Source organism: Pseudolysobacter antarcticus, assembly GCF_004168365.1.
In the GTDB taxonomy this organism is placed as follows: domain Bacteria; phylum Pseudomonadota; class Gammaproteobacteria; order Xanthomonadales; family Rhodanobacteraceae; genus Pseudolysobacter; species Pseudolysobacter antarcticus.
In genome coordinates, this window is the sequence record NZ_CP035704.1 from 619,984 (window position 1) to 645,446 (window position 25,463).

General features: G+C 59.6%; 24 protein-coding genes and 1 riboswitch. Of the genes, 11 read left to right on the forward strand and 13 right to left on the reverse strand.

The window, feature by feature from the left end:
- Positions 1-91 precede the first annotated feature (91 nt).
- The 5 genes from cydP to ELE36_RS02780 all read right to left on the reverse strand — a co-directional run bounded on the left by cydP (position 92) and on the right by ELE36_RS02780 (position 6,845).
- Positions 92-331: a cytochrome oxidase putative small subunit CydP gene (gene cydP, locus ELE36_RS02760; protein ID WP_129831637.1), complete on the reverse strand. Its 240-nt coding sequence runs from the start codon at positions 329-331 to the stop codon at positions 92-94.
- Between the two features lie 116 nt (positions 332-447).
- Positions 448-1,806: a Xaa-Pro dipeptidase gene (pepQ, locus tag ELE36_RS02765; RefSeq protein WP_129831638.1), complete on the reverse strand. Its 1,359-nt coding sequence runs from the start codon at positions 1,804-1,806 to the stop codon at positions 448-450.
- Between the two features lie 139 nt (positions 1,807-1,945).
- The gene (locus ELE36_RS02770; RefSeq protein WP_129831639.1) at positions 1,946-2,323 is read right to left on the reverse strand and encodes a PilZ domain-containing protein; all 378 of its coding nucleotides are present in this window, start codon (positions 2,321-2,323) and stop codon (positions 1,946-1,948) included.
- A gap of 78 nt (positions 2,324-2,401) precedes the next feature.
- Entirely contained in the window at positions 2,402-4,834 is a 2,433-nt protein-coding gene (locus ELE36_RS02775; protein WP_129831640.1) for a DUF1631 family protein, read from the reverse strand.
- A gap of 172 nt (positions 4,835-5,006) precedes the next feature.
- A complete protein-coding gene (locus ELE36_RS02780; RefSeq protein ID WP_129831641.1) occupies positions 5,007-6,845 on the reverse strand; it encodes a TonB-dependent receptor plug domain-containing protein in 1,839 nt (612 codons plus the stop codon).
- Between the two features lie 132 nt (positions 6,846-6,977).
- A riboswitch (cobalamin riboswitch) is annotated at positions 6,978-7,198 on the reverse strand.
- A gap of 234 nt (positions 7,199-7,432) precedes the next feature.
- On the opposite strand from ELE36_RS02780, the gene ELE36_RS02785 reads away from it, so the two are divergent.
- Together ELE36_RS02785 and ELE36_RS02790 are read left to right on the forward strand one after the other, a co-directional pair.
- Positions 7,433-9,262 carry an IPTL-CTERM sorting domain-containing protein gene (locus tag ELE36_RS02785; RefSeq protein ID WP_129831642.1) on the forward strand — a complete coding sequence of 610 codons (1,830 nt, stop codon included), beginning with the start codon at positions 7,433-7,435 and terminating at the stop codon, positions 9,260-9,262.
- A gap of 143 nt (positions 9,263-9,405) precedes the next feature.
- Entirely contained in the window at positions 9,406-10,026 is a 621-nt protein-coding gene (locus ELE36_RS02790; RefSeq protein WP_129831643.1) for a hypothetical protein, read from the forward strand.
- A 53-nt stretch (positions 10,027-10,079) separates the two neighbouring features.
- On the opposite strand, the gene ELE36_RS02795 is transcribed toward ELE36_RS02790, so the two are convergent.
- From ELE36_RS02795 to rph, 6 genes are all read right to left on the reverse strand, one after another.
- A complete protein-coding gene (locus ELE36_RS02795; RefSeq protein WP_129831644.1) occupies positions 10,080-12,656 on the reverse strand; it encodes a serine/threonine-protein kinase in 2,577 nt (858 codons plus the stop codon).
- 87 nt (positions 12,657-12,743) lie between these two features.
- Positions 12,744-13,376, reverse strand: coding sequence for an ECF-type sigma factor (locus ELE36_RS02800; protein ID WP_129831645.1), 633 nt, complete (start codon positions 13,374-13,376; stop codon positions 12,744-12,746).
- A gap of 30 nt (positions 13,377-13,406) precedes the next feature.
- The gene (locus tag ELE36_RS02805) at positions 13,407-13,595 is read right to left on the reverse strand and encodes a CPXCG motif-containing cysteine-rich protein (protein ID WP_129831646.1); all 189 of its coding nucleotides are present in this window, start codon (positions 13,593-13,595) and stop codon (positions 13,407-13,409) included.
- Positions 13,596-13,600: 5 nt separating this feature from the next.
- Positions 13,601-14,749: a radical SAM family heme chaperone HemW gene (gene hemW / locus ELE36_RS02810; RefSeq protein WP_129831647.1), complete on the reverse strand. Its 1,149-nt coding sequence runs from the start codon at positions 14,747-14,749 to the stop codon at positions 13,601-13,603.
- A gap of 18 nt (positions 14,750-14,767) precedes the next feature.
- Positions 14,768-15,373, reverse strand: coding sequence for an RdgB/HAM1 family non-canonical purine NTP pyrophosphatase (gene rdgB, locus ELE36_RS02815; protein WP_129831648.1), 606 nt, complete (start codon positions 15,371-15,373; stop codon positions 14,768-14,770).
- Positions 15,374-15,428: 55 nt separating this feature from the next.
- The gene (gene rph, locus ELE36_RS02820) at positions 15,429-16,157 is read right to left on the reverse strand and encodes a ribonuclease PH (protein WP_129831649.1); all 729 of its coding nucleotides are present in this window, start codon (positions 16,155-16,157) and stop codon (positions 15,429-15,431) included.
- 73 nt (positions 16,158-16,230) lie between these two features.
- Here rph and ELE36_RS02825 point away from each other — a divergent pair, with 73 nt between their 5' ends.
- From ELE36_RS02825 to ELE36_RS02855, 7 genes are all read left to right on the forward strand, one after another.
- A complete protein-coding gene (locus tag ELE36_RS02825) occupies positions 16,231-17,094 on the forward strand; it encodes a YicC/YloC family endoribonuclease (protein ID WP_129831650.1) in 864 nt (287 codons plus the stop codon).
- Positions 17,095-17,096: 2 nt separating this feature from the next.
- The gene (gene gmk / locus ELE36_RS02830) at positions 17,097-17,711 is read left to right on the forward strand and encodes a guanylate kinase (RefSeq protein ID WP_129831651.1); all 615 of its coding nucleotides are present in this window, start codon (positions 17,097-17,099) and stop codon (positions 17,709-17,711) included.
- A gap of 123 nt (positions 17,712-17,834) precedes the next feature.
- Positions 17,835-18,695 (forward strand): ABC transporter ATP-binding protein, encoded by an 861-nt coding sequence (locus ELE36_RS02835; protein ID WP_129831652.1) that lies wholly within the window; start codon positions 17,835-17,837, stop codon positions 18,693-18,695.
- The gene (gene mlaE, locus ELE36_RS02840; protein WP_129831653.1) at positions 18,692-19,462 is read left to right on the forward strand and encodes a lipid asymmetry maintenance ABC transporter permease subunit MlaE; all 771 of its coding nucleotides are present in this window, start codon (positions 18,692-18,694) and stop codon (positions 19,460-19,462) included. The genes ELE36_RS02835 and mlaE overlap by 4 nt, the downstream gene beginning before the upstream one ends.
- Positions 19,463-19,472: 10 nt before the next feature.
- Positions 19,473-20,015 carry an outer membrane lipid asymmetry maintenance protein MlaD gene (gene mlaD, locus ELE36_RS02845; protein WP_129831654.1) on the forward strand — a complete coding sequence of 181 codons (543 nt, stop codon included), beginning with the start codon at positions 19,473-19,475 and terminating at the stop codon, positions 20,013-20,015.
- 16 nt (positions 20,016-20,031) lie between these two features.
- Positions 20,032-20,664 carry an MlaC/ttg2D family ABC transporter substrate-binding protein gene (locus ELE36_RS02850; protein ID WP_129831655.1) on the forward strand — a complete coding sequence of 211 codons (633 nt, stop codon included), beginning with the start codon at positions 20,032-20,034 and terminating at the stop codon, positions 20,662-20,664.
- A complete protein-coding gene (locus tag ELE36_RS02855) occupies positions 20,661-20,978 on the forward strand; it encodes an STAS domain-containing protein (RefSeq protein WP_129831656.1) in 318 nt (105 codons plus the stop codon). The genes ELE36_RS02850 and ELE36_RS02855 overlap by 4 nt, the downstream gene beginning before the upstream one ends.
- Positions 20,979-21,065: 87 nt before the next feature.
- Here the strand turns inward: ELE36_RS02855 and ELE36_RS02860 are convergent, their stop codons facing one another.
- On the reverse strand, positions 21,066-21,887 hold the full coding sequence (locus tag ELE36_RS02860) for an MlaA family lipoprotein (protein ID WP_129831657.1): 822 nt from the start codon (positions 21,885-21,887) through the stop codon (positions 21,066-21,068).
- A gap of 275 nt (positions 21,888-22,162) precedes the next feature.
- Between ELE36_RS02860 and rpoZ the strand changes: the two genes are divergently transcribed.
- Together rpoZ and ELE36_RS02870 are read left to right on the forward strand one after the other, a co-directional pair.
- A complete protein-coding gene (gene rpoZ, locus ELE36_RS02865) occupies positions 22,163-22,453 on the forward strand; it encodes a DNA-directed RNA polymerase subunit omega (RefSeq protein ID WP_129831658.1) in 291 nt (96 codons plus the stop codon).
- A gap of 57 nt (positions 22,454-22,510) precedes the next feature.
- Complete coding sequence (locus ELE36_RS02870) at positions 22,511-24,667, forward strand: RelA/SpoT family protein (RefSeq protein WP_129831659.1); 2,157 nt, start codon at positions 22,511-22,513, stop codon at positions 24,665-24,667.
- 32 nt (positions 24,668-24,699) lie between these two features.
- On the opposite strand, the gene kduD is transcribed toward ELE36_RS02870, so the two are convergent.
- Entirely contained in the window at positions 24,700-25,458 is a 759-nt protein-coding gene (kduD, locus tag ELE36_RS02875; RefSeq protein WP_129831660.1) for a 2-dehydro-3-deoxy-D-gluconate 5-dehydrogenase KduD, read from the reverse strand.
- Positions 25,459-25,463: the final 5 nt, after the last annotated feature.

The following is a 25,463-nucleotide window of genomic DNA, read 5'->3' on the forward strand; positions in this document are numbered from 1 at the left end:
ACAAAAGATGGGTTCTTCGACACGCCGACCACCATACGCCGTTGTGCGAACTAATGTGTGCGGTGGAATGTCGCAGTGCTGTTGCGAGCGATCAGTGAGTTGGTGGCGGCGCCGGATCGAGCAGTAAATGCTGGATCGCTGCGGCGCTGGCATCGGGGCGCACCGCGGGTTTCAGAAAGGCGTAATACAAACCGACCAGCAGCACGAGCTTGAGCACGATGATTGTTGCCAGTCGCGAAAAATAAAGTCGTCCGGCGCTGGAGCGAAACCACGAGCGCGGCGTATCCGGCAGCCTGTGTGGCAATTGCGATTGAGTCTGCGACGGATTCACGGAGTCATGCTACGCCAACGCGCTGGGCCGTGCGCAATACCCGCCTGCGGTATGTTGTCGCAGGCAGGTTCGTAGATCTGATTTCGATCGATATATCAGTGCGCCATGCAATATTGTCAGCCGCCACCGATTGCGCTTTCTGCGATCGTGGTTTGCGTCGCGGCGAACGCATCACGCGTGAGATTTTCCGGCGCCGATTCGGTACAGACCACATCGTCTTCGATGCGCACGCCGCCGTAACGCCGGAATGCATCGACCTTGCTCCAGACAATGTCGTTGCTATGCGCGCCGTCTTTGAGTTTGGCCAGCAGCATGTCGATGAAATAGATGCCAGGTTCGATCGTCACCACTTGCCGCGGCTCCAGCGTGCGCGTCAGTCGCAGATACGGATGCGCCGCCGGTTTGGCGATCGTGTCGCCGGCGATATTTTTCTGGAATCCGCCGACGTCGTGCACCTGCAAGCCGATGAAATGGCCGAGGCCGTGCGGGAAAAATGCACTCGAAACTCCGGACTCCACCGCACTCTCCGCGCTCATGCGGATGAAACCCTGCTGACGCAAAATTTCGGCGAGCACATGATGCGCATGGATATGCAAATCGGGATAACTCTGGCGGGCGCGTACCTTGGCGCAGAAGTCGAGCTGCGCCGTATCCACGGCATCGATCAACTGCTGGAATTCGCTCGCGTGTGGTGCTGCATAAGTGCGCGTGATGTCGCTGGCATAACCGTGAAAACTCGCGCCGGCATCGATCAGGAACGAATGAATCTGCGCGGGTGGAAAACGCTGCTGATCGGTGTAATGCAGGATCGCACCGTGTTCGTTGATGCAGACGATATTGCCATACGGCAGTTCGTTTTCGCCCTGATGCGCGGCGGCGAGATAAGCGAGTTGGATATCGTATTCGGATTTGCCCTGATGGAATGCCGCCTCCGCCGCACGATGCGCGCGCGCGCCGAGTTTGCTCGCCACGCGCAGCATCACGAGTTCGTAATCGGTCTTGTAGGCGCGCTGGTAGTGCAGGTAGTTGACCACTGCTTCGGGATTGTTTGGCACGTAGTCGCCGAGCGTGGCCTGCGGCTCGGCGATGATTGCGCAACGTGCGATATTTTTCGGCAGCAGCGCAATCGCATCACGACCATCGCGAATGATCTCGATATCGAAATGTTCGGCCCAATAACCACTCGGTGCTTCGGGCACGACATGCCAATAATCGTGCGGTTGCAGATAGATCAGTTTCGGCTTCGCGCCCGGCGTATACACCAGCCACGAATACGGCGCGCGCGTCACCGGCAGCCACGCCTTGAATTGCGCGCTGACCTGGTACGGATACGGCATGTCGTCGAGAAACTGGTAATGCTGCGCGCCGCTGGAAATCAGCAGGTGATCGAATCCGCCAGCGGCGAGCGCGGCATCGGCGCGCTGCTTGAGCGTGGCGATATGGTAGGGATACAACGAGGCGAGTTGAGTTTGCATGGGCGGAATCCGGATCGCGAGGATGCCGCATTGTGCCGTAAACAGCCGCGACCTGTCAGGCTGTCAAATACGCGATATCAGTGGTTTTCGACCAAACGGATTGCCGCTGTGTTAGTGCGGCGGCGGGATTCAGCGTGTTCTAGATCAGCGCGCCCGATGCCGCCGAATCGTGTACCCATGCATCGAGTGCGACCTCGTCGTCCGGGCTGATATCGATGATATTGAAGCCGAGCCAGAATTGCCCCGGCGTGCTCGCCGATTCGCTCCACTGTTCGTGCACGCCGACCTGCATGCGTCGCCCTGTGCCACGCATGCCGGGCAGGGTGAAATCGAATTGATGCAGGCTGTCATCGGCGACTGCTTGTGAGGAAACCAGCATGAGGCCATCGACTGAAACGTTCACGAGTTGACCGGCGATTCTGCCAGTCAGCGCGTTGGTCACCGGGATGGCGACCGTCACCTTGCGGCGGTCACTGCGACGTTTGTTTTTTGCAACATTGCCATTATCGTTTCGCATGATGATTCCGGTGTCGGGCTGCGGTTGATATAACGCGAGGCAGGCTGAAAGTTGTTGCATCGATCAGGGCTGCATCAATCAAGCGGGCGGGCGCGGCGGAGTTGGCGTCTTGCGACCGCCGAGCTGGCGCAGCGTATCCCAGACCGATTTCAATGCGCGGTCGATCAGTGATTCACGCGGCGGACGGAACAAGCGAATCTGGTCGCTCGCCATATCGCGTGCCACTTGTTCGAAGCTGCGTTCGCTTATACGCACACCGCGCGCGTTGACGAACAGGCAGTTGCCGCTGAGCGTGGAATACCACGCCAGTTTGCGCCGCACCGTATCGCCTTGCTGGTTGGTGACAAAATCGAACCACGTGCCGAACGGCAGCGTTTTCAGATGACTCAGAATCTGGCGCTCGATCGCGTTGAGCGGCGCAACGGCGACTTTGGCTTCGGCTGCTTCTGCCACAACCGGTTTTGTGGTGACACCTTTCTTGATCGATTGCGCCGCGACTTCGAGTTTTTCGGTTAGCGCGCTCGCCGTTGCAGTCTCGATTCCATCGACCGACGTGGTGCTGCGGTGGGTGAACAGACGCGCGCTGATCGCCTGGATATCTTCGGCGTACATGCCGACCTGACTCAAGCCCGATTCGATTTCCGCGCGCATTTCCGTCGGCGGCGGCGGCGCGCCGGGAATCGTGCTGTCGAGCAGGCTTTCGGCGATGGTCAGGCGCCGCGCATATTCCTCGCTGTCCTTGCCCTGGCGCAGCAAGGTCAGGGTCAGCGCATCGGTCCACGGTTGCTCCAGCAAAGTCAGCAACAGTTTTGGCGGGGAGGCATGCCGCGCAATGCGTTCGGCGATCGCCGCGGTGGCGAGATAGCGCGCACTTTCGACACGTTCGTGGCCTTGGCTCGCATCGATGGCGCGACGTTCGGCGATCTCGGCCTTGCGCTCCAGCGTCTGCAAATCCCGCGTGATGTCTTCGTGCAGTTGATTGAGGAATTCCGGTGTTGGTCGCGCTTCCGCATTCAGATGCTGCAGCACCCACTGGATTTTTTCCGCGAGCAACGGATCGGGATCGACGCCGTTTTCGTCGCGCCAATGCAGGCTCGCATCGACCAAGGTATTCAGCAATTGACGTGCCGGATGTTCGCGTTGGGTGAAAAATCCTTCATCGCTCAATGCCACACGCAACATCGGCGCGTGCAACTGGTCGATTAATCCCAGTGCGTTCACATGCCGCGGCAACGTCTGTTTGACCTGCTGCATCAGCAAGTCGATCAGGTCGATGGTATCGGTGTGTTCGGGCGTGAGTTGCGGCAGCGGCGCATAGGGATCGATCTGGTGCGATCGACGCTGCATCGCGTGACGGATCTGGTCGGCGGTTTTCGGGATACTGGTCGTCGGACGCGGTCCGAAGTTGCGATTCGTGCCGGCATCCTGAGCGCTGGACGCCTGCGAGAAATCGGCTTGCGGTCCGAGCAAGGCGGTTTGCAGATCGTCGAGACTGATGATCGGCACCGCCCTGCCATCGGCGCGTGCGGGCTGTGAACGCGCGGGCACACGACGGCTGGCGAGCAGTTCGCGTACCGAGGCGAGCAGGTCGCCTTCGGTGCTGGAAGCGGGCGGATTATTTGCTGCTCTGGCAACTGCTTCATTCGGCGCCGCTGCGGCTGCAGCGGGAGCATTCGCAGCGGCGGAGTTTTCCGTTGCTGGTATTGCCGCCGCTTGAGACTGGATCGGTTCGTCGACGGCCGCAGTCGTAGCCGCTGCGCTGCCACTATGACCAGCAAGCGCACGCGGCATCTGCGGGCTGATGCGCAGGTGCGGCAGGATGCCGTTTTTCGCGAGGGTCTGATTAACCAGGCGATACAAAACATCGATCTCGCCCAACGCAAAATGATCGAAGGTGCGATACAGCATCACGCGGTAATCGGTGGTCAGATTCATGCCCGCACAACACGTGCGCAACGCCGTGCAGAGGTTCGCCGGGCCGATCGGCAGGGATTCCGTATCAAAAGCCGCCGATGCCGCCAGCACGCCAAAACGATAACCAAGCGCATGCAGTTGCTGGCTGTGGCGAATGGCGTGGCGCGCTTCGATTTCCTGCAACGCCAGCGATGGTTCCAGCTCGCTGTTTTCGACCAGGCTGAGTTCGGGCTTAATACGGCTGCCGCGAACATTTTCCGCATCGGTCGGCGCGCTGCTGGAGCGGTCGAATCGTGCCAGCGAATCCTCGATCATCTGGATCATCACCGGCGTCATGTCAGCGCGCTTGCGCTTGATTTCACGCAGGCCTTCCAGCGCGTGTTCCTGCTGGTGGCTGTGCACGCTTTTTTCCGCGATATGGAAAAGCTGCTGCTCGCACTCGTTGAGTACCTTGTCCAGCAACGGCGTGAACGTACTGCGGCACAGCTCGAGAATACTTTGCAGATGCGTCAGTACGCGCGCGGGCAAATCGCTGCGCGTGCCGAGACGAATTGCAGCCGCCGGCGTCCGGCGATGATTGGCATCCAACCGACTCATAAACGTGACCAGTTCCCCTGTCCAACGCTTAGTCTATAGCCAGCGCCTTGGCGGGTACAGCGTCTTTACCGAATGAAAGCATGGAAAAAACCTGATGTGGCTCAACCGATTCGTGCTCTTGTAGCTCACACCGGCGGCGAGCTGCGCTGTTCGGCGCAGCTCGCAACTTTTGTTAGCGCGGCTGCCAGACGATGTCGAGAAAGCCCGAACGGCCCGGCGTATTGAAACCGTAGGCGAGCGCGTAATCGCGATCCAGCAGGTTTTCCACACGTGCCGTGAGCTTCCACGACGGTGTCAGCGCATAACTCGCGCGCAGGTTGACCAAGGCATAACTGCCGAGCGTAGTGTTACCTACATCCTGACTTTTGCCACTCCACGCCAGCTCGATACCGGCGCTGGTGCGCTCACCGAAACTGCGTTCGGTCAACGAGGTCAGCTTGAACTTCGGCCGGCGCAGCAGTTGCGCATCGTTGTCTTCGTTGCGCGGATCTTGCCAAGTCGCGGTGTTGGTCATGCTCCACACGTCGGCATGCCAGGCGTGTTCGAGTTCGAGACCGTCGATCGCGGCACGGTTGATATTGATCGCCTGGTACATGCTGCCGCCGCTGAAATCGATCAGGCCATTCACACGCGTGGAAAAGATCCGCGCGCTGAGCTTGTTGGCCGTGTCCAGGCGATATTCCAGACCGAGCTCGGCGCTGTGCGAACGTTCGGGGCGCAGGTCCGGATTGCCGGCGTAATAACCGCCGTAACCAGGCGAGAACTGCTCGTTCAAATTCGGTCCGCGAAAGCCCTGACCAAAGCTGCCCACCAAACGTGCGGCGTCGCTGAGTTGCCATCCGGCCGCGACCGATCCGGTGAACGCGTTGCCGAATTCGTTGTTGTGATCGTAACGGCCGGAGATCTCGGTATCGATCACGCCATACACCGCGCGCCAACCGCCAAACACCGCGCTGTTGTCGTGCGTGCCTTGGTATTGCGGCACGTTGGCGTAGGTGTCGGTGCTCACGCCATGCTCGTGCACGAAGTCCAGGCCGGCGACGAGATGCTGCGTCGATGACAGGGTGAAATCGTTCTGCCACGTCAGGCTCTCGCGGCGCGTGCTGAACAGGCTGAAATAGGCCGGCGTATCGAGGCGATCGCGCTCGGCACCGAAACTCAGGCGCTGTTGCCAGCCTTCCGCAAGCGGGCCTTCCAGATTGATGCCGACCGACTGGTTGCGCATCTTGCTGTGGCCTTCATCGACACCGGGATTGTTGTCGAAATCGACACTGCTTTCGCTGCTCAGCAACGAGCCGGACAAGGTTTGTGAACCCAGCGCGATCGCGCCGCGCGCGGCGATATTGTGATTCTGCAAACCGTCATCATCGGGATTGTAGGAGTAGCCCAACGCATTCTGCGCCGAGAAACCACGCACATGGCGCGCGCCGACCTGCACGCTGAAACCTTCCGCTCCGTTCCAGTTGCCGTAGCCGGCGGATCCTTCGGACGTGCCGTAGCTGCCGATACCCGCAGCGAGGTGGGCGGCATCGAGCTTGCGCGTGAAAATCTGGATCACGCCGCCAATCGCATCCGAACCCCAATAGCTGGCGCGCGGGCCACGCACGATTTCGACGCGCTCCACGGCATCCAGCGGCAGCTGCGCGAAGTCGTAACCGCCGGTGCCGACCGAGGCGACCCGCACACCATCGATCAATACGAGCACGTGATTGGAATTGGTGCCGCGCAAGAACACGCTGGTAGCTGAACCCGGCCCACCGGTGCGCGCGAAATCCACGCCGGGCGTCAGTCGCAACAGTTCGGTGAAATCCTGCGCACCGCTGCGCTCGATCTCGGCGCGTGTGATCACGCTGACGCTGGCCAGACTCTGATCGACGGTTTGGCTGACACGCGATGCGGTCACTTCGACTTCGGGCTGGTTCGGCCCGGATTGGATCGGCGTATCGGCCAAGGCGCTAGCGGACGACAAGCCCAGCACGATGGCGAGAAAAAGCGGAGAAGAACGGTACATGGAGCCTCCTGGATTGCACACCCGCAGATTGATGCAAGGCGCACGGAGACTGGACACACAGCAACGCCAAACGGCACGCGACTGCCCGTCCGTTGCCCGCCGCAACGCCTTGAGCGAATGCGGCACGAGATCGCGCCGCACAGTCCACAGGCCGGTCTCCGGGCTCGCAAGCGGCATCGTGCGATGCCGACCCTATCGCCTTCCCACACTTGCGTGCAGTGGCAGTTGATCGGGTTTGACTTGCTTACCGTTGCGGGGGCAGCGTCGGCATTGGATCGTGTGATCCGCACCGACTTCCCGTTTCACCCATTGGCTATGCGATAAGCCTGGGCACCTGTAGCGGCGCGCAGTCTAGGCGCGCGGGTCATGCAACGCAAGTGGCGCGCGAATTATTTATTGCCGATAGACGTCTGGACGTCCAAAAGCCCGCCATCTTTGATATGGCGCTGCTGTCCGACTGAGGCTATCTCGAATATGTGCGACTTATCTGAATAAAAGTCGTGTGCGTCAAGCTGCGAATCGGCGTGTCCCATTTCGCGCGGGAATGTCGTTCTTGACCTCGAACCCACATTCTTCGAAGGTCTTGCATGACACATTTTCTGGTACGTTTCAGTTCGTCGAATCTGCATTTTCGTCGCGGATGCGCAAGTCTGCGTCGTCTGGTTTTCGTTATTGCAGCACTCTCGGCCAACCCGCCGTTACACGCCAACACGATCAACGTTGATGATGCGAGCTCAGGCAGTGTTGCGGGCAAATGCACAATTCAGGATGCGGTAACGGCAGCCAATACGAATGCGGCTGTGAATGGTTGCGCTGCCGGCAGCGCAGGTCTGGACACCATCCAGTTCGCCGCTGGCATCAGCAGTATTGTGCTGGATACGCCGATGACACCACCGGCAGGCAGCGTCAGTGCAAACTGTATTTATGGGCTTGCCATCAGCGAAGACCTCAGCATCGACGCGGCGCCAGTGGCCGGCAGCGGTATCGCCAAAGTCACGATCCAGCGCAGCGCGAGTGCAGCCACGCATTTCGGTGTGGTCGGCGCCTCGATCTACGATTGCGGCATGGTGCCCGGCTCGAAACTCAAGCTCACGTTGTCGGGACTTGCGATCGGCAACGGCAATGTGGACGGATTGTTCAATGGCAATGGCGGCGGTATCACCTCGGATTTCCTCACGATCAACGACAGCGCGATCAGTGGCAATACCGCGACCAATGGCGGCGGGGTCTATGCGTATACGTCGCTGAGCATGAATACCAGCACGGTCAGCAACAACACGGGCACGTTCAGTTGTGCCGGCATTTGCGGCAGTTCGCTGACCATCTACGGCAGCACGATTAGCGGCAATTCATGCGCCGGTTTCGGTGGCGGTGGCGGCATCAGCGGCAGCCCGGTGAACATTGTCAATTCCACCGTCAGTGGCAACTCGGCATTCACCGGTTCTGGCTCGGGTATCGATACCACGGCATTGCAAGCTACTTGGGTGACGATCACCGCGAACAAGGGAACTGGCTGGTATCTTGGCGTCGGCGGTACTAGCAGCCTTAGCAACACGGTTATTGTCGGCAACGGTGACGGCTCCACCACCCACGACTTCGATACCAGCTTCAGCACTACGGTGGGCGGTGATCACAACTGGATCGGCACGTTCAGCACGGTAGCGCATAACGATCTGGATAATGGCCTGCTGATTCTAGGCTGTGCCACGCCCGGACTTGCGCCGCTCGCCAACAACGGTGGCGGTACGCAAACGCATGCCTTGCTGCCGGGATCGTGCCTGATCGATGCGGGCACCATTACCACCCCAATCCCCGATACGTTGATTGTCAACGACCAACGCGGCTCGGGCTTTGCACGCTTCGTCAACATCCCCAGCGATATCGGTGCGTTCGAATTTCAAGGCGACGTGACCCCCGTCAATGGCGCCTGCGGTGCGGATAATGGCCAGACATTGCCTATCGCGCCGACCCACTTGTGCAGCGCTGGCATACCCAGTGCAGTCAGCGGCGCCGGCCATCCGTGGAGCTGGACCTGCGCCAGCGCGAGCGGCGGAACAACGGCAACATGCTCGGCGACGATCAAGACCTGGACTGTGAGTGCGACCACAACAAGCGGCGGCACCATCAGCCCGGCAAGCCAACTCGTTGACAGCGGTGCGAGCGCAATAGTCATCGTATCGCCGACTTTCGGATACCGGATAACCAGCGTCAGCGGTTGCGGCGGCACCTTGAATGGAAATAGCTACACCACGGCCGCGGCCATTGCCGACTGCGCGATCACGGCCGTATTCTCGGTCGCACCTGCGCCAAGCGCGCCGATTAACGTGCCAGTGTTGTCGCAATGGATGCTGGTATTGCTGGGGGTCGCTCTGCTTGGCATGGCGGCGGTTGCGTGGCGCAGGCGACTGCGTGTCTAGATTGCCGCTCGAACCGCGTTGATCACGATGATCGCAGCGCGTGTCTGCGTTGCTGCGAATTGGCTTGCGAGAGTGCTGCGCAGCGATCATGGTAGGCATCGCAACGCAAGAAATTGCCACATCTTCATTGGAGGAAGTTCTGCATGAAACCGCTGTTTTTCTGCTTGGCGATAATCACGCTCATCGCAGGTCATGGCTTCGCTTACGCCGACCCGATCAGCGCGCCAGCGCGCGCACTGATCGCCAGCATCGACGCGCTCAATGTCGAGCAACGCTGGCCTGCGGGCGAGCATGTGCACTGGGAATCCGGCGAGCCTGACGGCAAACCCGAAAAGACGCCCGGCAAGCACACGCATTGCAGTGCCTTTGTTGCCGCTGCGGCGAAAAAGGTAGGAATATATATTTTGCGCCCGCCGGAACACGGGCAGATCCTGCTCGCCAATGCGCAATTCGACTGGCTCGAAAACCAGGGCGCGCGACAGGGCTGGTTGCCCGTGCGCGACGCGGTCGAGGCGCAGGCGCACGCCAATCGTGGCGACCTCGTTGTCGCCGCCTACAAGAATCATCATGACGACAAACCGGGCCATATCGCGATCGTGCGCCCGAGTGATAAATCGGCGATGGCGATTCGTGCCGAAGGTCCCGAAATCACCCAGGCGGGTGGCACCAATTATCGCGATACGACTTTGCAGCGCGGCTTCGCCGGGCATCCTGCGGCGTGGGCGCAGCATGAGGTGCGATTTTATGCGCACGTGGTCAAATGACCTGAATCGCTTTGCATCAGTTTGGTCAGTGCGCGAGGCGCGCGTCAAGGTATCTAAGGCGAGACGCTGGCACGCTCTAACAATGCCTCGGCGATGTGCGTATCACTGTCCTTGCCGCCATAGTGGCCACGCAGTTCGGCAATCAGTGCCGGCAATTCCGTGCGTAGGCTATCAACTTGTCCCAGCGACATTCGGCATTGATCGCGTAATAGGGCGAACAAACCATGTTCCGTCTTGTCGTTGTGCCAGCGTGACTCGATTTCATCCAGCGCTGCCAGTGCCGCCGCTTTCGGCTGTTCGTTACAGTCGATCAACGCCAAGCCTGCTCGCGCATGGTCGGCCATGATCGGTGGCAAGTCAGATGGGGCGTTCTTGACCGCCGCCAGCGTGCGCTGCAGATACTCGCGTGCCAGGCCAGTTTGCCCAAGGCGTAGCGCAGTCAGACCGACATTCACGTAATTGATCGCCATGTTGTAGCCGGAGTTGCCGTATACCGACTCACTCGGCGCCAGCAGCGCCTGAAAAACCTCCAGCGCTAGCACGGATCGTCCTTGCGCGAGGTACAGTCGACCGAGCAGATTTTTTGCAACCAGGGTATCGCGATGATTGCTGCCGAGGGTGGCGTCGAATCGATCCAGCACGTGATGAATCATCGGTTCAAAATCGAGCCGTCCCAGCGTCATCTCGTTCTCGACCAGTCCCAGTTGCGCGCGCAGTGTTTCTGGATGATCCGCGCCATACAAATGTGCAAACTGTTCTACTGCATCGTGCAGCAGCGGACTTGCCGCGAGGTGATCGCCGCTATCGGCGAGATTTTCCCCGCGCACCAGTAGCAATACGGCGAGGATGTCTGGGTAAGCCGCGTTTAACGCCGCAGACGACTGCATTGCTGCACGCAGGTGGATTTCGCAGGCGTCGTTCTGCGACAGATTATTCGCGTCGAGACCTGCAGCAAAATGTGCAAGACCCTCCGCTGACGACGACATCTGCCGACGCTGCAGCAAAGCCTCGGCTTTTTGCTTTTCGATCTCGGCGTATTGACCTTCACCGGACTCCAGATCGCTGTAAGCAACGAGCGCAGAAATATAGGCGACTTGCTCATCATCGTGCTCGACATCGAGTAAAAGACGCGCCTCTGCAAACGTGTTGTGCGCGGGTTGGTGCATGCTCAGACTCTGCATCGATCTGGCGATGCTGACGAGCAAACGCGCTTGTACCGGCACACCAAGCTCGGGGCGTGCACCCACAATTTTTGCACCAGATTGTAGCAATTCCCCCGCGCCGGTCTCGGGCTTCAGCGTGACGCGTGGATCAGCGTTGCGAAACAGTGTTTCAAGAAATCCGGCAACAGTTTCGGCGCTGCGCCGTTCGGCACGCTCATGCGCAGCGATGATGAGTGCCGCCACGGTAGTTGCCACCAATGCGATCACGAGCACTGCAACGAGCAGTGATGCCGCAGCATGCCGACGCAGGAATTTTTCAATCTTGTAGCGACGCGTATCAGCCACAGCGCGCACGGGCTGTCCGAATAAATAACGGCGCAAGTCATCAGCCAGTGCGCCGACGCTTTCGTAGCGCCGTGCGGGTTCCTCGTTCAAGGCCTTGTGCGTAATGCTTTCAAGATCGCCGCACAATGTTTTGCGCAGAGTCGCCGCTTGTAAACCGCGTGCTGCCGCAAGTGCGTCGGCGTCTATCGTGCCGCCTGCGGTTTTTGCATCGATCTGGAATGGTGCCGCCGACAATCGTACCCGTATGTCGTGTGCCTTGACGCGATAACCGCAAAGCAGTTCATACAGCACCAGGCCGAGTTGATAAACGTCGGTGGCGGTGGTGATGACTCCGCCGTGCAGCTGCTCAGGCGCAGCAAATTCGGGTGTCAGCAACTTGATTTGTGATTGGGTCTGTTCACCATTATCGTTACTGCCGTCGAGCAATTTCGCGATACCGAAATCCAGCAGTTTGACCTGACCTTCGCTCGTGACCAGAATGTTTCCCGGTTTCAGATCGCGATGCACGACGAGGTTGCGGTGCGCATGCTGGACTGCCGCGCATACCGACAGGAATAGTTCGATACGCGCGGCAATCGTCAGTTGCCGTTGATCGCACCATTGTGTGATCGGCAGGCCATCGACAAGCTCCATCGTGAACCACGCGCGCCCGGCTTGCGTGACTCCGCCATCGATCAGATGCGTGATATTCGGATGCTTGAGTGCGGCGAGAATCGCGCGTTCGCGACTGAAGCGACGCAGAATCTCGTCGGTATCCATGCCGCGTTTGATCACCTTCAAGGCAACGCGCAAACCTGCCACGCCACCAATACGTTCCGCGCAATACACTGCACCCATGCCGCCGCGACCCAGCTCGCCGATCACGGCATACGGCCCGATATTCGCGCCGGGGCCGAACTCTTCCGGAATCATCGCTTGAGGCAGCTGTGGCGCGTCCAGAAAATCTTCCTTCATCGGCGCGGAGCCGAGAAGAATGCGCCGTAACCACGGCAATACCTGCGCATGCTCGGCAGGCAGTCGATCAAGCCAATTCGCGCGTTCGAGCTGCGGTAGTTCCAGTGCGATATCGAGTAGGCGGGAAAATTCGGGCCATAGCTCGGATGGGCAGGATGGCAGGCTCATCGTTATTGGTTATTCAAGAAACCCGGCTGACAATAACGACAGCGGTGCGCAGAAGCGGACAGATATCATGTCCCTTTCATCCCGCATCTACCCGGCCAGCAGATCGCGTAGCAGCAGGCGCGCCTTTTCCCAATCGCGCCGTACCGTGCGTGGCGAAATCCCGAGCACCTCGCCGATCTCGTTCTCGCTCAAGCCGCCGAAATAACGCATCTCGGTCATGTGCGCTAATCGCGGCTCAAATTTCTCCAGCGCGCGCAATGCTTCGTCCACGTCCAGTGGCTCGCAATGGTCGACGGCATCTGCACTGCCATCAAGTGATGCCAGTCCTGCCGCATCCAGCCCCAGCTGATCCAGCGCCAGATGCAATGCGCCGTGGCCACGCTTGAGCCGCTGCTGCTCCTTGGCTATATCCACCACCACCGAGCGCATCACCTTGGATGCATAGGAGAAGAATTGATAGCGATTGTCGACTTTCAAATAACGTGCGGAGGAAAGTTTGAGCCAGGATTCGTGCACCAACGCCGTAGTGTCGATCACGCGCACCGATCCGCTATCGCGAATGCGCAGATGCGCGAGCGCTTTCAATTCTGCATAGGCTGCCGACCACAGTACGTCGACGACGACACCCTTGTCGTCGACTGCTTCAAATACCTCCGTGATTTCTGGCATGACGACCTCGCTCGCGCGTGGCGGCGATGTTATCGGCAAAGCCTCAAGCATCGCAACCGCATGCACCGCTGCGCAGGGCTGCTATTCGTTATCGGTAGACGTCTGGACGTCCAAAAGCTCACCGGCATCATCGACTGAAACAAACACCTCGATTGGTCGACAACAGACTGCGCAATCTTCGACATAACGCTGCGAACCGGCGGACGAATCCACCGGTGTCTCGAAACTTTCGCCGCAATACGGGCAGGTGAGATTGACGAAATCGAGCATGGTTTTCACTCCCGCAGAAATAATTGCATGACGTCGTTGAGAAATCGCTGGCCGAGTTCGGTCGGGCGCAGCCAATCGTTTTCGACCGTCAGCCAGCCGCGCGTGCTGGCGTCGTCGAGCTGGCTTTGGATCGTCGTCAGCGGCAGGCCGGTGTGTGCGGTGAATTCGCTCAGCGCGAATCCACCGGTTAGACGCAGCGCGTTCAACATGAACTCGAACGGTAGCTGATCGGCGGCCACGATATCGTCGCCACCAAGCCGCTGCGGCGTGGCGGCGTGACGCAGATAAGCGACCGGATGTTTGACCTTCCAGCGTCGCCGGATTTCGCCATCGGCTTGGCTGAGCTTGCCGTGCGCGCCCGCGCCGATGCCGAGGTAATCGCCGAAGCGCCAGTAGTTTTGATTATGCCGGCATTCCTGTTCGGGCTTGGCGTAAGCCGAAACTTCGTAGTGCGCGAAACCCGCTTCGGCAAGGCGCGCCTGACAGGCTTCCTGCATGTCCCACGCGCTGTCGTGGTCGGGTAGCGGCGGCGGTTTGGCGGCGAACACGGTGTTCGGTTCCAAGGTGAGTTGATAATGTGAAAAATGCGGCGTTTGCAACAAAATCCCTTTTTCCACATCCAGCAGCGCCTGCGCCAACGTCTGCTCGGGCAACGCGTACATGAGATCCAGATTGAGGTTGCTGATGCCTGCATCCTGCGCCGACTTGATCGCGGTTTCGGCTTGTGCGGCATCGTGGATGCGGCCGATGCGTTTCAGCGCGGCATCGTCGAAACTCTGCACGCCGAAACTGATGCGATTCACGCCAGCGCGGCGATAGCCGCCGAAGCTGTCGTGCTCGACCGCGCCGGGATTGGTTTCGAGTGTAATTTCCAGGCCCGGTTGCAGCACCAATCGTGCGCCGACGCCATCCAGAATGCGTGCGATATTTTCCGCCGAAAACAGGCTCGGCGTGCCGCCGCCAAAAAAGATGCTGACCACTTCGCGCCCGGCGACCAGCGCCAAATCCTGATCGAGATCGGCGAGCAGTGCATCGACGTATTCGCGCTGCGGAATCGCCGCTGGCGCGTTATGCGAATTGAAATCGCAGTACGGGCATTTGCGCACGCACCACGGAATATGGATGTACAGCGCCAGCGGCGGCGGGGTGAACATTCGCCGTGGTCGCTACGCTCAGCGCCGCGCCAGGCCGCTGCGCAAATCCGCCAGCGCACGCGAGCGGTGGCTGACGAGATTTTTCATCGCCGCTTCCATTTCCGCCGCGGTTTGTTCGAGGCCGGGTTCGAGGAACAGCGAGTCGTAACCGAAGCCGCCTGTGCCGCGCGGTTCTTCGAGAATGCGCCCGTGCCAGACGCCTTGGCAGATCAGTGGTGCCGGGTCGCGCGCATGACGCAGGAATACGATCACGCAATAAAACTGCGCGCTGCGTTGCAATGCCGGCACGCCCTTGAGCGCTTCGACCAGCTTGGCATTGTTGTTCGCCGGAGTGGCTTTTTCGCCGGCATACCGCGCGGACTTGAGGCCAGGTGCGCCGTTCAATACATCCACCAGCAAACCGGAATCGTCGGACAACGCCGGCAGTCCGCTAAGCCGCGATGCATTGCGCGCCTTGAGCAGCGCGTTCTCGACGAAAGTGAAACCGGTTTCGGGAATTTCCGTAATGCCGAGTTCGGCCTGCGCCACGAGGTTGTACGGAAGATCCGCGAGCAGTTCGCGAATCTCGGCGAGCTTGCCAGGATTGCTGCTGGCAAGCACGATACGGTTGTCTGCGGTTGTCACGATTAGCCCCTGTTTTTTTACAAATATCCGTTTACGAATTCAACCCCAAAACTTTTTAGCGCGCGAGTGCTTCGCGTTGTTTGGCGAATAGTTCGACCATGCCTTTTTCCGCGAGCGCGAGCAAGGCATCGAGTTCATCGCGTCGAAACGCGTGACCTTCCGCGGTGCCTTGCAGCTCGATGAAACCGCCGCCTTCGTTCATCACCACGTTCATGTCGGTATCGCAGGCGGAATCCTCGGGATAATCGAGATCCAGCACCGGCACGCCACGATAAACACCGACCGAAACCGCCGCGATCGCGCCGAAGATCGGATCCTTGCTGATGAGTTTGCGCGCTTTCAAACCAGCCACCGCATCGACCATCGCCACGTACGCGCCGGTGATTGCCGCGGTGCGTGTGCCGCCATCGGCCTGCAGCACATCGCAGTCCAGCGTGATGGTGCGATCGCCGAGCAAATTGCGATCGACGCAGGCGCGCAACGAGCGCCCGATCAGGCGCTGGATTTCCATCGTGCGCCCGCCTTGGCCGCCACGCGCGGCTTCGCGCTGGGTGCGCGTCGCAGTGGCGCGCGGCAACATGCCATATTCGGCGGTGATCCAGCCTTCGCCTTTGCCGCGCAGGAAACCCGGCACTTTTTCTTCGACGCTGGCGGTGCACAGCACGCGCGTATCGCCAAAACTGACCAGCACCGAACCTTCGGCATGGCGCGTGTAGTGACGTTCGATCGTGACCGGGCGCAGGGCATCCGGTGCGCGACCGCTGGGGCGGGAGAAATTGGTCATCGAAGAAGAGGCTATGGGAAAATGGACGCGGAGTTTACCATTGCCAGCCTTGCCTTTATTGACGGACGCTAAAATGATTCGCAGCATGACTGCTTTTGCCAGCGCCGAAAGCGCCACGCCGTTTGGTGCGCTGGCGTTCGAGCTGCGTTCGGTCAATCACCGTTATCTGGAGGTAAGCCCGCGCTTGCCGGAAGAATTGCGCGCGCTCGAACCGCTGTTGCGCGAACGCATCGCGGCCAAACTCACGCGCGGCAAGATCGATGTCAACCTGCGTTTTCGCCCGCTGCAGGCTGGTGCGGCCGAACTCAAGATTGATCGCGAGCTGCTCGCGCGGCTCAGCGTAATCGCGCGCGAACTCGCGCTGGATGTGCCCGAGCTGAAAGTGGGCTTCACCGAATTGTTGAACTGGCCCGGCGTGCTGATCCAGCAGGATATCGACAGCGACGGACTCAAGCAGGCGACGCTCGACTTGCTCGATCAGGCGATCGAAGACATGGTCGCGACCCGCCAGCGCGAAGGCGATCGTCTTGCCGAATTCATCAATGAGCGCCTCAGCGGCGTCGAACGTATCGTCGCCGACGTACGCACGTGGTTGCCGGATATCCGGGCCGCGGCGCGCACGCGGCTCGATACACGCATCGCTGAAATCAAGCAGCCGCTCGATCCGGGCCGGCTTGAGCAGGAACTCGTGATGCAGTTGCAGAAACTCGATGTGGATGAAGAGCTCGATCGGCTCGGTTCGCACATCGCCGAAGCGCGCCGCATTCTCAAGCTCAAGGAACCTTCCGGCCGACGGCTGGATTTCATGATGCAGGAATTCAATCGCGAGGCGAATACGCTCGGCTCGAAATCGGTCGATCAACGAACCACACAATCCGCGGTGGAGCTGAAAGTGTTGATCGAGCAAATCCGCGAACAAGTGCAGAACATCGAATAGCCATGCCCGGAACGCTGTTCATCGTTGCCGCACCGTCGGGTGCCGGAAAAACCAGTCTGGTCAAGGCGCTGCTCGAACGCGAGCCGGATATCGCGTTGTCTATTTCGCACACCACGCGGCCGCCGCGGCCGGGCGAAATCGACGGTCGGCATTACCATTACTGCAGCCGCAGCGAGTTCGAGCAACTGGTGCGGCAGAATGCTTTTCTCGAACATGCCGTGGTGTTCGGCAATCGTTATGGCACGTCGCGTGCGGCGGTCGAAGCGCAGCTCGCCAGCGGGCACGATGTCTTGCTCGAAATCGACTTTCAAGGCGCCGAGCAAGTGCGCGCGCGCATGACCTGCAGCTCGATTTTCATCTTGCCGCCATCGCGTGAAGAACTGTTGCGCCGATTGCATTTGCGCGGCCAGGACAGTGAGGCCGAAATCGCACGGCGCACGCGCGAGGCACGCGCCGAAATGCTGCATCACACCGAGTTCGATTATCTCGTGGTCAACGACGATTTCGAGACCGCGTTGAACGATCTGCGCGCGATCGTGACCTCGCAACGCCTGCGACGCATCCAGCAGACTCGACGTCATGCCGCGCTGATCGCCGATTTGCTGAAAGAGGCATGAACAGGCAGGCTGGTGATGCTGCACCAGCTCGGTTAAGGTAGGGCGCGCCGTATCTGCACATGCTTTTCAGCAGCGTTGCGGCAAGCTGACATTTCTCCTTTTTCCGGCATTCTTTTCGCAACCATGGCAGTAGTCGAATCCTCCGCTTCAAAAGCTGATGCCGATACGCTGGTGCGCGTTCGCGATCTGCGCACCGTGCTCGGTGGCAAGGTGATATTCGATGGCGTGAGCCTGGATATTCCGCGCGGCAAGATCACCGCGATCATGGGCCCAAGCGGCACCGGTAAAACCACGTTGCTGCGCCATCTCACTGGCCAGTTATTGCCGGATGCAGGCGATGTTTTTATCGATGGCCAGAACGTGCCGAAGCTCAGTCGCGATGCGTTGTTCAAGCTGCGCGAGCGGATCGGTTATCTGTTCCAGAATTCGGCGCTGCTGACCGACCTCAGCGTATTCGAGAACGTTGCGTTTCCATTGCGTGAACACGCCAAACTTCCTGAAGAATTGATCCATGCTCTAGTGCTGACCAAGCTGCAAGCGGTGGGGCTGCGCGGCGCGGCGCAACTCTCGCCGGGCGAACTGTCCGGCGGCATGGCGCGAAGAGTGGCGCTCGCTCGCGCGATCGTGCGCGATCCGATGCTGATTCTTTACGACGAGCCTTTTGTCGGCCTCGATCCGATCGCGCTGAATCAGGTGTTGAAGCTGATCCGCACGCTCAATCAAACGCTCGGCATCACTAGCGTTTTGGTCGCGCACGAATTCGCCGCGGTGCGGCAGATCGCTGATCTGGTGTATCTGATCGCCGGCGGCAAAGTCGCCGCGCACGGTACGGTCGATGAACTCATGGCCGATACCTCGCCGTGGACGCGGCAGTTTTTCGGTGGTGAATCCGATGGCCCGGTGCCGTTCCATTATCCGGCGCGGGATTATGCCGAAGATCTTGGTCTGGCCGCGCCCAAGAGCAAAGCTGGAGCGGCGCGATGAACGTTAAGCCGCAACGATTTGCCCCACTGAGTGATTCGATCGCGCAGATCGGCGCATGCACCTTGTTCCTGTTTTCGATCTTGGCTGCGGTGCCGCGTTCGTTGCTCAAACCGCGCCTGTTGATCCAGCAGATTTATTTCATCGGCGCGATGAGTCTGGTCATCATCATGACCTGCGGCCTGTTTGTCGGCATGGTGCTCGGCCTGCAAAGCTACAACGCCTTGAGTACGTTTGGCGCGACCGAAAAAGTCAGCACCTTGCTGGCGTTGTCGTTGTTCCGCGAACTCGGGCCGGTCATCACCGTGCTGTTGTTTGCCGGCCGTGCAGGTACTTCGATCACGGCCGAAATCGGCCTGATGCGCGCGACCGATCAACTCGCCGCGATGGAGATGATGGCAGTCGACCCGATGTCGTACGTGATCGCACCGCGCTTTCTTGCGGGCGTGATTTCGATGCCGCTGCTCGCCAGCGTGTTCAACATGATGGGCATCCTCGGCGGCTTTCTCGTGACGGTGAGTTGGCTCGGCGTCGACAGCGGTACGTTCTGGTCGAACATGACCGATAGCGTCGCGCTCGGCAAGGATATTTTGAACGGTGTGGCGAAGGCGTTTGCGTTCGGTATTGTCTCGACCCTGATCGCCGTGTACCAAGGCTACACGACACCGGCGACTAGCGAAGGTGTTGCCTACGCGACCACGCGCACGGTGGTGTTTTCCTCGATCGCGATCCTCGCCATCGACTTTCTGATGACTGCATTTTTGCTGTGAGTAGATTCCCATGAGCCAGAAACGCTCTTTTCAATTCGGCACCGGGCTGTTCATTCTGCTGGGTTTTGCGGCGCTCGGTTTTCTCGCGACACAAACCACCAGCCTGGCCAACTACACCGAAGGCGCGACCTACAATGTGGTTGGTCATTTCACCAATATCGGCCAGCTGAAATTGCGCGCGCCGGTGAAGATTGCGGGTGTGCGCATCGGTTCGGTCAAGGCGATCACGCTCACGCCGGACAAGCTCGATGCGGTGGTCACGCTCGGCATCGACAAGCGTTATGTGCAGATCCCGGATGATTCCGCCGCCGCGATATTCACCAGCGGTTTATTGGGCGACCAGTACGTTGGCATCCAGCCCGGCGGCTCGCCGGACATGCTCAAGGAAGGCGACCAATTCGTGCTGACCCAGAACGCGATGCAACTCGAAGAGCTGATCGGCAAATTCCTGGTAGGCAGCGACACACCGAAAAAAGATGCGCCACCGAAACCCGCTGCCGATGGCGCCGACAAATCTGCCGCAGACAAACCTGCGCCGCAACCGAACAAATAAACTTCAGGAGATCCACATGCTGCGAATTCTGGCTTTTTCCTTCTTCCTCGGGCTAGCCGCCATCGCGCCGGCACGTGCCGCGTCGCCGCCGCCGGATCAGGTTGTGGCGGGGCTCGTCGACGATCTCAGCAAGACCCTCGATGCGCGTCGTACCGAGTTGCAGGCGAATCGCGAGGAGCTGCTGAAGACGATCGATCGTTTGCTGCTGCCGCATTTCGATATCGACTATGCCTCGATCCTCGTGCTCGGCCAGTACGCGCCGAAGGCCACGCCGGAACAGCGCGCGCGCTTCGCCAAGGCGTTCTACAACTCGCTCGCGCATCGTTATGCCGAAGGCCTGCTCAAGTACACCGAAGGCAGGGTCAAGGTGCTGGCTTTCCGTGGCGAACTCAACGACAAGCGCACCATCGTGCAGACCCAGGTCGCGCTCGACGATGGCAAGAATGCTTCGGTGGATTATGCGTTCCGCAAAACCAAAGATGGCGAATGGAAAGCCTACGACGTAATCATCGAAGGTATTTCCTACATCAGCAATTATCGCAATCAGGTTGCCGCTGAAATCCAGAAAACCAATATCGATGCCTTGATCGCTCGCCTCGAAACTCAGGGCGAAAAAGCTCTTGAATCGATGGAAGACGACAAGAAGTGAGCGTGTCGGCGGCACCGTTCCAGGCAAGTGCAGGCAACACGCCCGGCAGCTTGATGTTGTCCGGAGTGCTGGATTTTGCAACGGCCCCGGCCGTGTTTGCGCAAAGCGGGGAATGGTTCAAACCCGATATCTGCGAGATCGATCTCGCCGGTATCAGCAAGGCCGATAGCGCCGCGCTGGCGATGCTGGTGGTGTGGGCCGCGCAGGTCCAGTGGCGTGGCAATACGCTGTCTTATCGGCACGTACCGGAAGGTTTGCGCGCGTTGGCGAAATCCTGCGCGGTGGATGCGGTGCTGAACATTCGCGCCGATTGAATCGTTATCGCATGGTGGCCGCGCCGATCAATCCGGCATAAAAAAATCCCCGCAGTTCGCGGGGATTTTTTTAACTATCAGAACGGGTCAGTGTTTCGACGGTGGATTCTGCGTGGCCGGTTTGTTCTCGACTTTCTGCTGTTCTTCGAGCAACTTCTCGGCCTGATTATCGTTGATGCCCTGCATTTGATCGAGCACATCACTGGGTGGATCACCCGCATAGATATAATGCAACATCACCTGGCGATAGGCATCACGCACGAACACGTAAGGATCGTAGGCATTTGCCAGCACGCTATCCGAATCAAGCTGGTTGGTGCGCTTGGTGATCAGGAACAGCAGCTCGGGCGTATAGGTGTACCAATCGCCGCGTGCGGCGGGATACATCTCGATCGGATTGTAGAAACTGTCGACCGGGAAATGCAGGATGTCGCGCGCCGTGGTCGGACCCAGAAACGGCACCACGAGGTACGGGCCATCCGGCACACCCCATTTCGCCAGGGTCACGCTGAAATCTTGATCGCTGAGCGGCACGCCCATCTTCGAGGCCGGATCGAAAAATCCGGCGATACCGAAAGTGAAGTTGACCGCAAATCGGCTCGACGTGACCAGCGCATCACGCGGCGCGCCTTGCAGCAGCTCGTTCACCACGGTCACCGGCAAGCGGATGTTGGTGAAGAAATTGCCGATCGAACGGCGTACCGGTGCCGGTGTAACGGCGCGGTAAGTTTGCGCCGCAGGCCGGATCGCGACGCGATCCATGGTCTGGTTGAACGCAAACGTCTGGCGATTGAATTTTTCCCACGGATCGTCGGTGCGCGTTTTGGCGGGTGCACAGGCGGTCAAGACCAGCGCCGCACTTGCACTCAGGGCGAAGTTGAGAATCCAGCGGAATTTGGCAGTCGGCATACAGAAGGTCTGTGTCGGGCGGTGGACGATGTCACTCTGCAACAACGGGCTTGGTTAGTACGCAGTTTCGCCCAAGGATGCTGAACGCATGGTTAGAATAATTGAACTTTGGGGCGTTATGCAGCCGCACAAGGCAGCGCTGCATATTTAGCCGATTATCGTGAAATTGGCGTGCGCATGCCAGCCGCAACGCGGTTCGAGTTTGCCGCGCAGGCGTGCCACAGCGTACAATCGCAATCCGTAAATTTTTGATTACTTTCGATTTTGAGGTTTTTATGGCTCGCATTACCGTAGAAGATTGCCTCGAAGTGGTGGATAACCGCTTCGAATTGGTGCTGATGGCGACCAAACGTGCGCGCCAGTTGTCCAAAGGTGCTGATCCGTTCGTTGATGCCGTCAACGACAAACCAACCGTGCTCGCTCTGCGCGAAATCGCTGGCCGCAAGGTTAATCGTGCACAGATCGACGAGATCGAAAAGCAGGAACGCGCCCGCGCCGAACGCGAAGCGCTGGAATGGGCGGCCGCTGAAGTCGATGACGATATTTCCAAAGGTGGCGATGATTGATCATGGCGTGTAGATACCGCCAGCACGCCCGCGCCTGAGTCATCGGGCGACAGGACGATGCGCGCGGCCTCTGGCAAAACGTCCGCAATACCTGTCGTGCCAGCGGATGTACTCGCACTGGAAAAACGCCTCGCGGCATACCTGCCGCAGGAGCAGATCCTGCGCGTGCGGCGCGCGTATGAAATCGGTGCGCAGGCGCACTCCGGGCAAACCCGCAAAAGTGGTGAACCCTACATAACGCATCCGGTTGCCGTGGCTGGCATCCTGGTCGATCTAGGCGTCGATGCCGAGACGATCATCGCCGCGATCCTGCACGACACCCTCGAAGACACTTTGCTTTCGCGCGAAGAACTGGAACATGAGTTCGGTGCGGCTGTGGCCGAGATGGTCGATGGTGTCACCAAGCTCGACAAGGTGCAGTTCAAGAGTCGCCAGGAAGCCGCAGCCGAATCGTTCCGCAAGATGCTGCTGGCGATGGCGCGCGATCTGCGTGTGATCCTGATCAAACTCGCCGATCGCCTGCACAATATGCGCACGATCGGTTCGATGGCGATCGATTCGCGGCGCCGTATCGCCCGCGAGACGCTCGATATCTACGCACCGATCGCGCAACGTCTGGGCATGAACCAGTTCAAAGCCGAGCTGCAGGATCTGGGGTTTCGCGCGCTGTATCCAGATCGCCATCGCATCATCGAGGCGCGTATCAAGAACGTGCTCGGCAACCGCCGCGAGGCGATGGGCAAGATCGAGATGGCGTGCTCGGCGCGCCTCGATCATGAAAAACTCGCGCATCGCATTGTCAGCAGGATCAAGTCGCCGTATAGCATCTACACCAAGATGCGCGAGGATCGCAAAACCTTCGCCCAGGTGATGGACGTCTACGGTTTTCGCGTGGTCGTGCCGCAGGTGATGAACTGTTATCACGCGCTGGGCGCGGTGCATGGTTTGTACAAACCGCTGGATACGCGCTTCCGCGATTTCATCGCGATCCCGAAAGCCAACGGTTACCAATCGCTGCACACGGTGTTGTTCGGTCCTTTCGGCGCGCCAATCGAAATCCAGATTCGCACCGAAGACATGGACACCGTGGCCGAGCGTGGCGTCGCCGCGCACTGGGTTTACAAGAACGATGGCAGCGCGGTCAACAGCGCGCAGAATCGTGCGCGCGAATGGGTGGCCGGGCTGGTCGACGCGCAAACGCGCGAATCCTCGTCGATCGATTTTCTCGAAAACGTCAAGGTCGATCTGTTCCCCGACGAAGTGTATTTGTTCACGCCGAAAGGCCGCATCCTCGCGCTGCCGCGCAATGCGAGCGCGCTGGATTTTGCCTACGCCGTGCACACCGATGTCGGCGACCACGCCGTGGCCGCGCGCATCGACACCAAGCTCGCGCCGTTGCGCACGCGCCTGAGCAGCGGCCAGACCGTCGAGATCATCACCGCGCCATCGGCCGTGCCGAGTCCGCAATGGCTTGAATACGTGGTGTCGAGCAAGGCGCGCACCGCAATCCGACATTTTCTGAAACATCTGCAACACGAAGACGCGGTCGAACTCGGTCACCGCATGCTCGATCGTGCGCTGGATGCACGCAATATTTCGTTCGATAGTATTCCGACCGACGTGCTCGATCGTTTTGTGCTCGACAACAAGTTCAAGCGCCTCGAAGAGCTGCTCGCCGACATCGCACTCGGCAATCGCATGCCGGATCAGGTCGCGCGTCAATTGCTCGAAATGCAGGGCGATCTCGCGCACACACACCAGCCGCGTGCGCATGAAAAAATTCTCATCAGCGGCGCCGAACGCGGTGTGCTGAGTTTCGCACGCTGCTGTTATCCGATCCCGGGCGACGCCATCGTCGGTTATCTTTCGGCCGGCAAGGGCGTGGTCGTGCATCGCGCCGAATGTCCGAACGTGGCCGATTATCGCAAGACACCCGAACGCCTCGTGGCGATGGACTGGGACGCGAACGTGCAAGGCGATTATCGCGCGCAACTTCGTGTGGAATCCGACAACAAACCCGGCGTCCTCGCAACCGTGGCCGCTGCGATCGCCGAGGCCGATTCGAATATCGAAAATGTCGAATACAAAGAGTTGGACAACCAGTATGCCACGCTGTTGTTCACGATCGAGGTGCGCAACACCCAGCATTTCGATGCGGTCGTGCGCCGCGTGCAACGTGCCATCGTGGTGCACGGCGCGTATCGGCATCCGTAGCCGCTAGGTAACGTTCGTCGATTTAACAACGATCAACGCGCGAGCCAGCCGCCATCGACCGCCAGCACCGCGCCGTGCACGTAATCGGACGCACGTGAGGCAAGGAACACCGCAGCGCCGCCGAGATCGGCTGGATCGCCCCAGCGTGCCGCCGGAATACGTTCGAGGATGGCCCGGTTGCGCATCTCGTCCGCGCGCAACGCGGTCGTATTGTTGGTCGCGAAATAACCCGGTGCGATCGCATTGACGTTGATCCCGCGCGCTGCCCATTCGTTCGCCAACAGCCGCGTGATGCCGAGCAAACCACTCTTGCTGGCCGTGTACGAGGCCACGCGAATGCCGCCTTGGAACGACAGCATCGAGGCGATGTTGATGATCTTTCCGCCACGATTTTCTGCCACCCAGCGGCGCGCAACGGCTTGGCACAGGAAGAAGGCGGATTTCAGGTTCACGTCGACGACGCTATCCCAATCGTCCTCGGTAAAATCGAGTGCGTCGTTGCGCCGGATCGTGCCGGCGTTGTTGATGAGAATATCGATGCCGCCGAGCTGCGCAACGGCCGTATCGATGATTGCCGGCGCGGCTTTGCTGTCGTCGAGATTCGCTTCGATCCACACCCCACGCCGACCTACCGCGGTGATCGCCGCAAGCGTTTCATGCGGCGCGGTGCGCCCGACTGCGGCGATATCGGCGCCCGCCTGCGCCAGCGCAATCGCGATCGCCTGGCCCAGGCCGGTGTTGGCGCCAGTGACCAAAGCGACACACCCATCGAGACGAAAAAGATCGTTCACCGTTG

Excerpts from the sequence above, each read along its gene's own strand:
- pepQ (WP_129831638.1), bottom strand. The coding sequence starts at position 1,806 with ATGCAAACTCAACTCGCCTCGTTGTATCCCTACCATATCGCCACGCTC.
- ELE36_RS02770 (WP_129831639.1), bottom strand. The coding sequence starts at position 2,323 with ATGCGAAACGATAATGGCAATGTTGCAAAAAACAAACGTCGCAGTGAC.
- ELE36_RS02775 (WP_129831640.1), bottom strand. The coding sequence starts at position 4,834 with ATGAGTCGGTTGGATGCCAATCATCGCCGGACGCCGGCGGCTGCAATT.
- ELE36_RS02780 (WP_129831641.1), bottom strand. The coding sequence starts at position 6,845 with ATGTACCGTTCTTCTCCGCTTTTTCTCGCCATCGTGCTGGGCTTGTCG.
- ELE36_RS02785 (WP_129831642.1), top strand. The coding sequence starts at position 7,433 with ATGACACATTTTCTGGTACGTTTCAGTTCGTCGAATCTGCATTTTCGT.
- ELE36_RS02790 (WP_129831643.1), top strand. The coding sequence starts at position 9,406 with ATGAAACCGCTGTTTTTCTGCTTGGCGATAATCACGCTCATCGCAGGT.
- ELE36_RS02795 (WP_129831644.1), bottom strand. The coding sequence starts at position 12,656 with ATGAGCCTGCCATCCTGCCCATCCGAGCTATGGCCCGAATTTTCCCGC.
- ELE36_RS02800 (WP_129831645.1), bottom strand. The coding sequence starts at position 13,376 with ATGCTTGAGGCTTTGCCGATAACATCGCCGCCACGCGCGAGCGAGGTC.
- ELE36_RS02805 (WP_129831646.1), bottom strand. The coding sequence starts at position 13,595 with ATGCTCGATTTCGTCAATCTCACCTGCCCGTATTGCGGCGAAAGTTTC.
- hemW (WP_129831647.1), bottom strand. The coding sequence starts at position 14,749 with ATGTTCACCCCGCCGCCGCTGGCGCTGTACATCCATATTCCGTGGTGC.
- rph (WP_129831649.1), bottom strand. The coding sequence starts at position 16,157 with ATGACCAATTTCTCCCGCCCCAGCGGTCGCGCACCGGATGCCCTGCGC.
- ELE36_RS02825 (WP_129831650.1), top strand. The coding sequence starts at position 16,231 with ATGATTCGCAGCATGACTGCTTTTGCCAGCGCCGAAAGCGCCACGCCG.
- gmk (WP_129831651.1), top strand. The coding sequence starts at position 17,097 with ATGCCCGGAACGCTGTTCATCGTTGCCGCACCGTCGGGTGCCGGAAAA.
- ELE36_RS02835 (WP_129831652.1), top strand. The coding sequence starts at position 17,835 with ATGGCAGTAGTCGAATCCTCCGCTTCAAAAGCTGATGCCGATACGCTG.
- mlaE (WP_129831653.1), top strand. The coding sequence starts at position 18,692 with ATGAACGTTAAGCCGCAACGATTTGCCCCACTGAGTGATTCGATCGCG.
- mlaD (WP_129831654.1), top strand. The coding sequence starts at position 19,473 with ATGAGCCAGAAACGCTCTTTTCAATTCGGCACCGGGCTGTTCATTCTG.
- ELE36_RS02850 (WP_129831655.1), top strand. The coding sequence starts at position 20,032 with ATGCTGCGAATTCTGGCTTTTTCCTTCTTCCTCGGGCTAGCCGCCATC.
- ELE36_RS02860 (WP_129831657.1), bottom strand. The coding sequence starts at position 21,887 with ATGCCGACTGCCAAATTCCGCTGGATTCTCAACTTCGCCCTGAGTGCA.
- rpoZ (WP_129831658.1), top strand. The coding sequence starts at position 22,163 with ATGGCTCGCATTACCGTAGAAGATTGCCTCGAAGTGGTGGATAACCGC.
- ELE36_RS02870 (WP_129831659.1), top strand. The coding sequence starts at position 22,511 with ATGCGCGCGGCCTCTGGCAAAACGTCCGCAATACCTGTCGTGCCAGCG.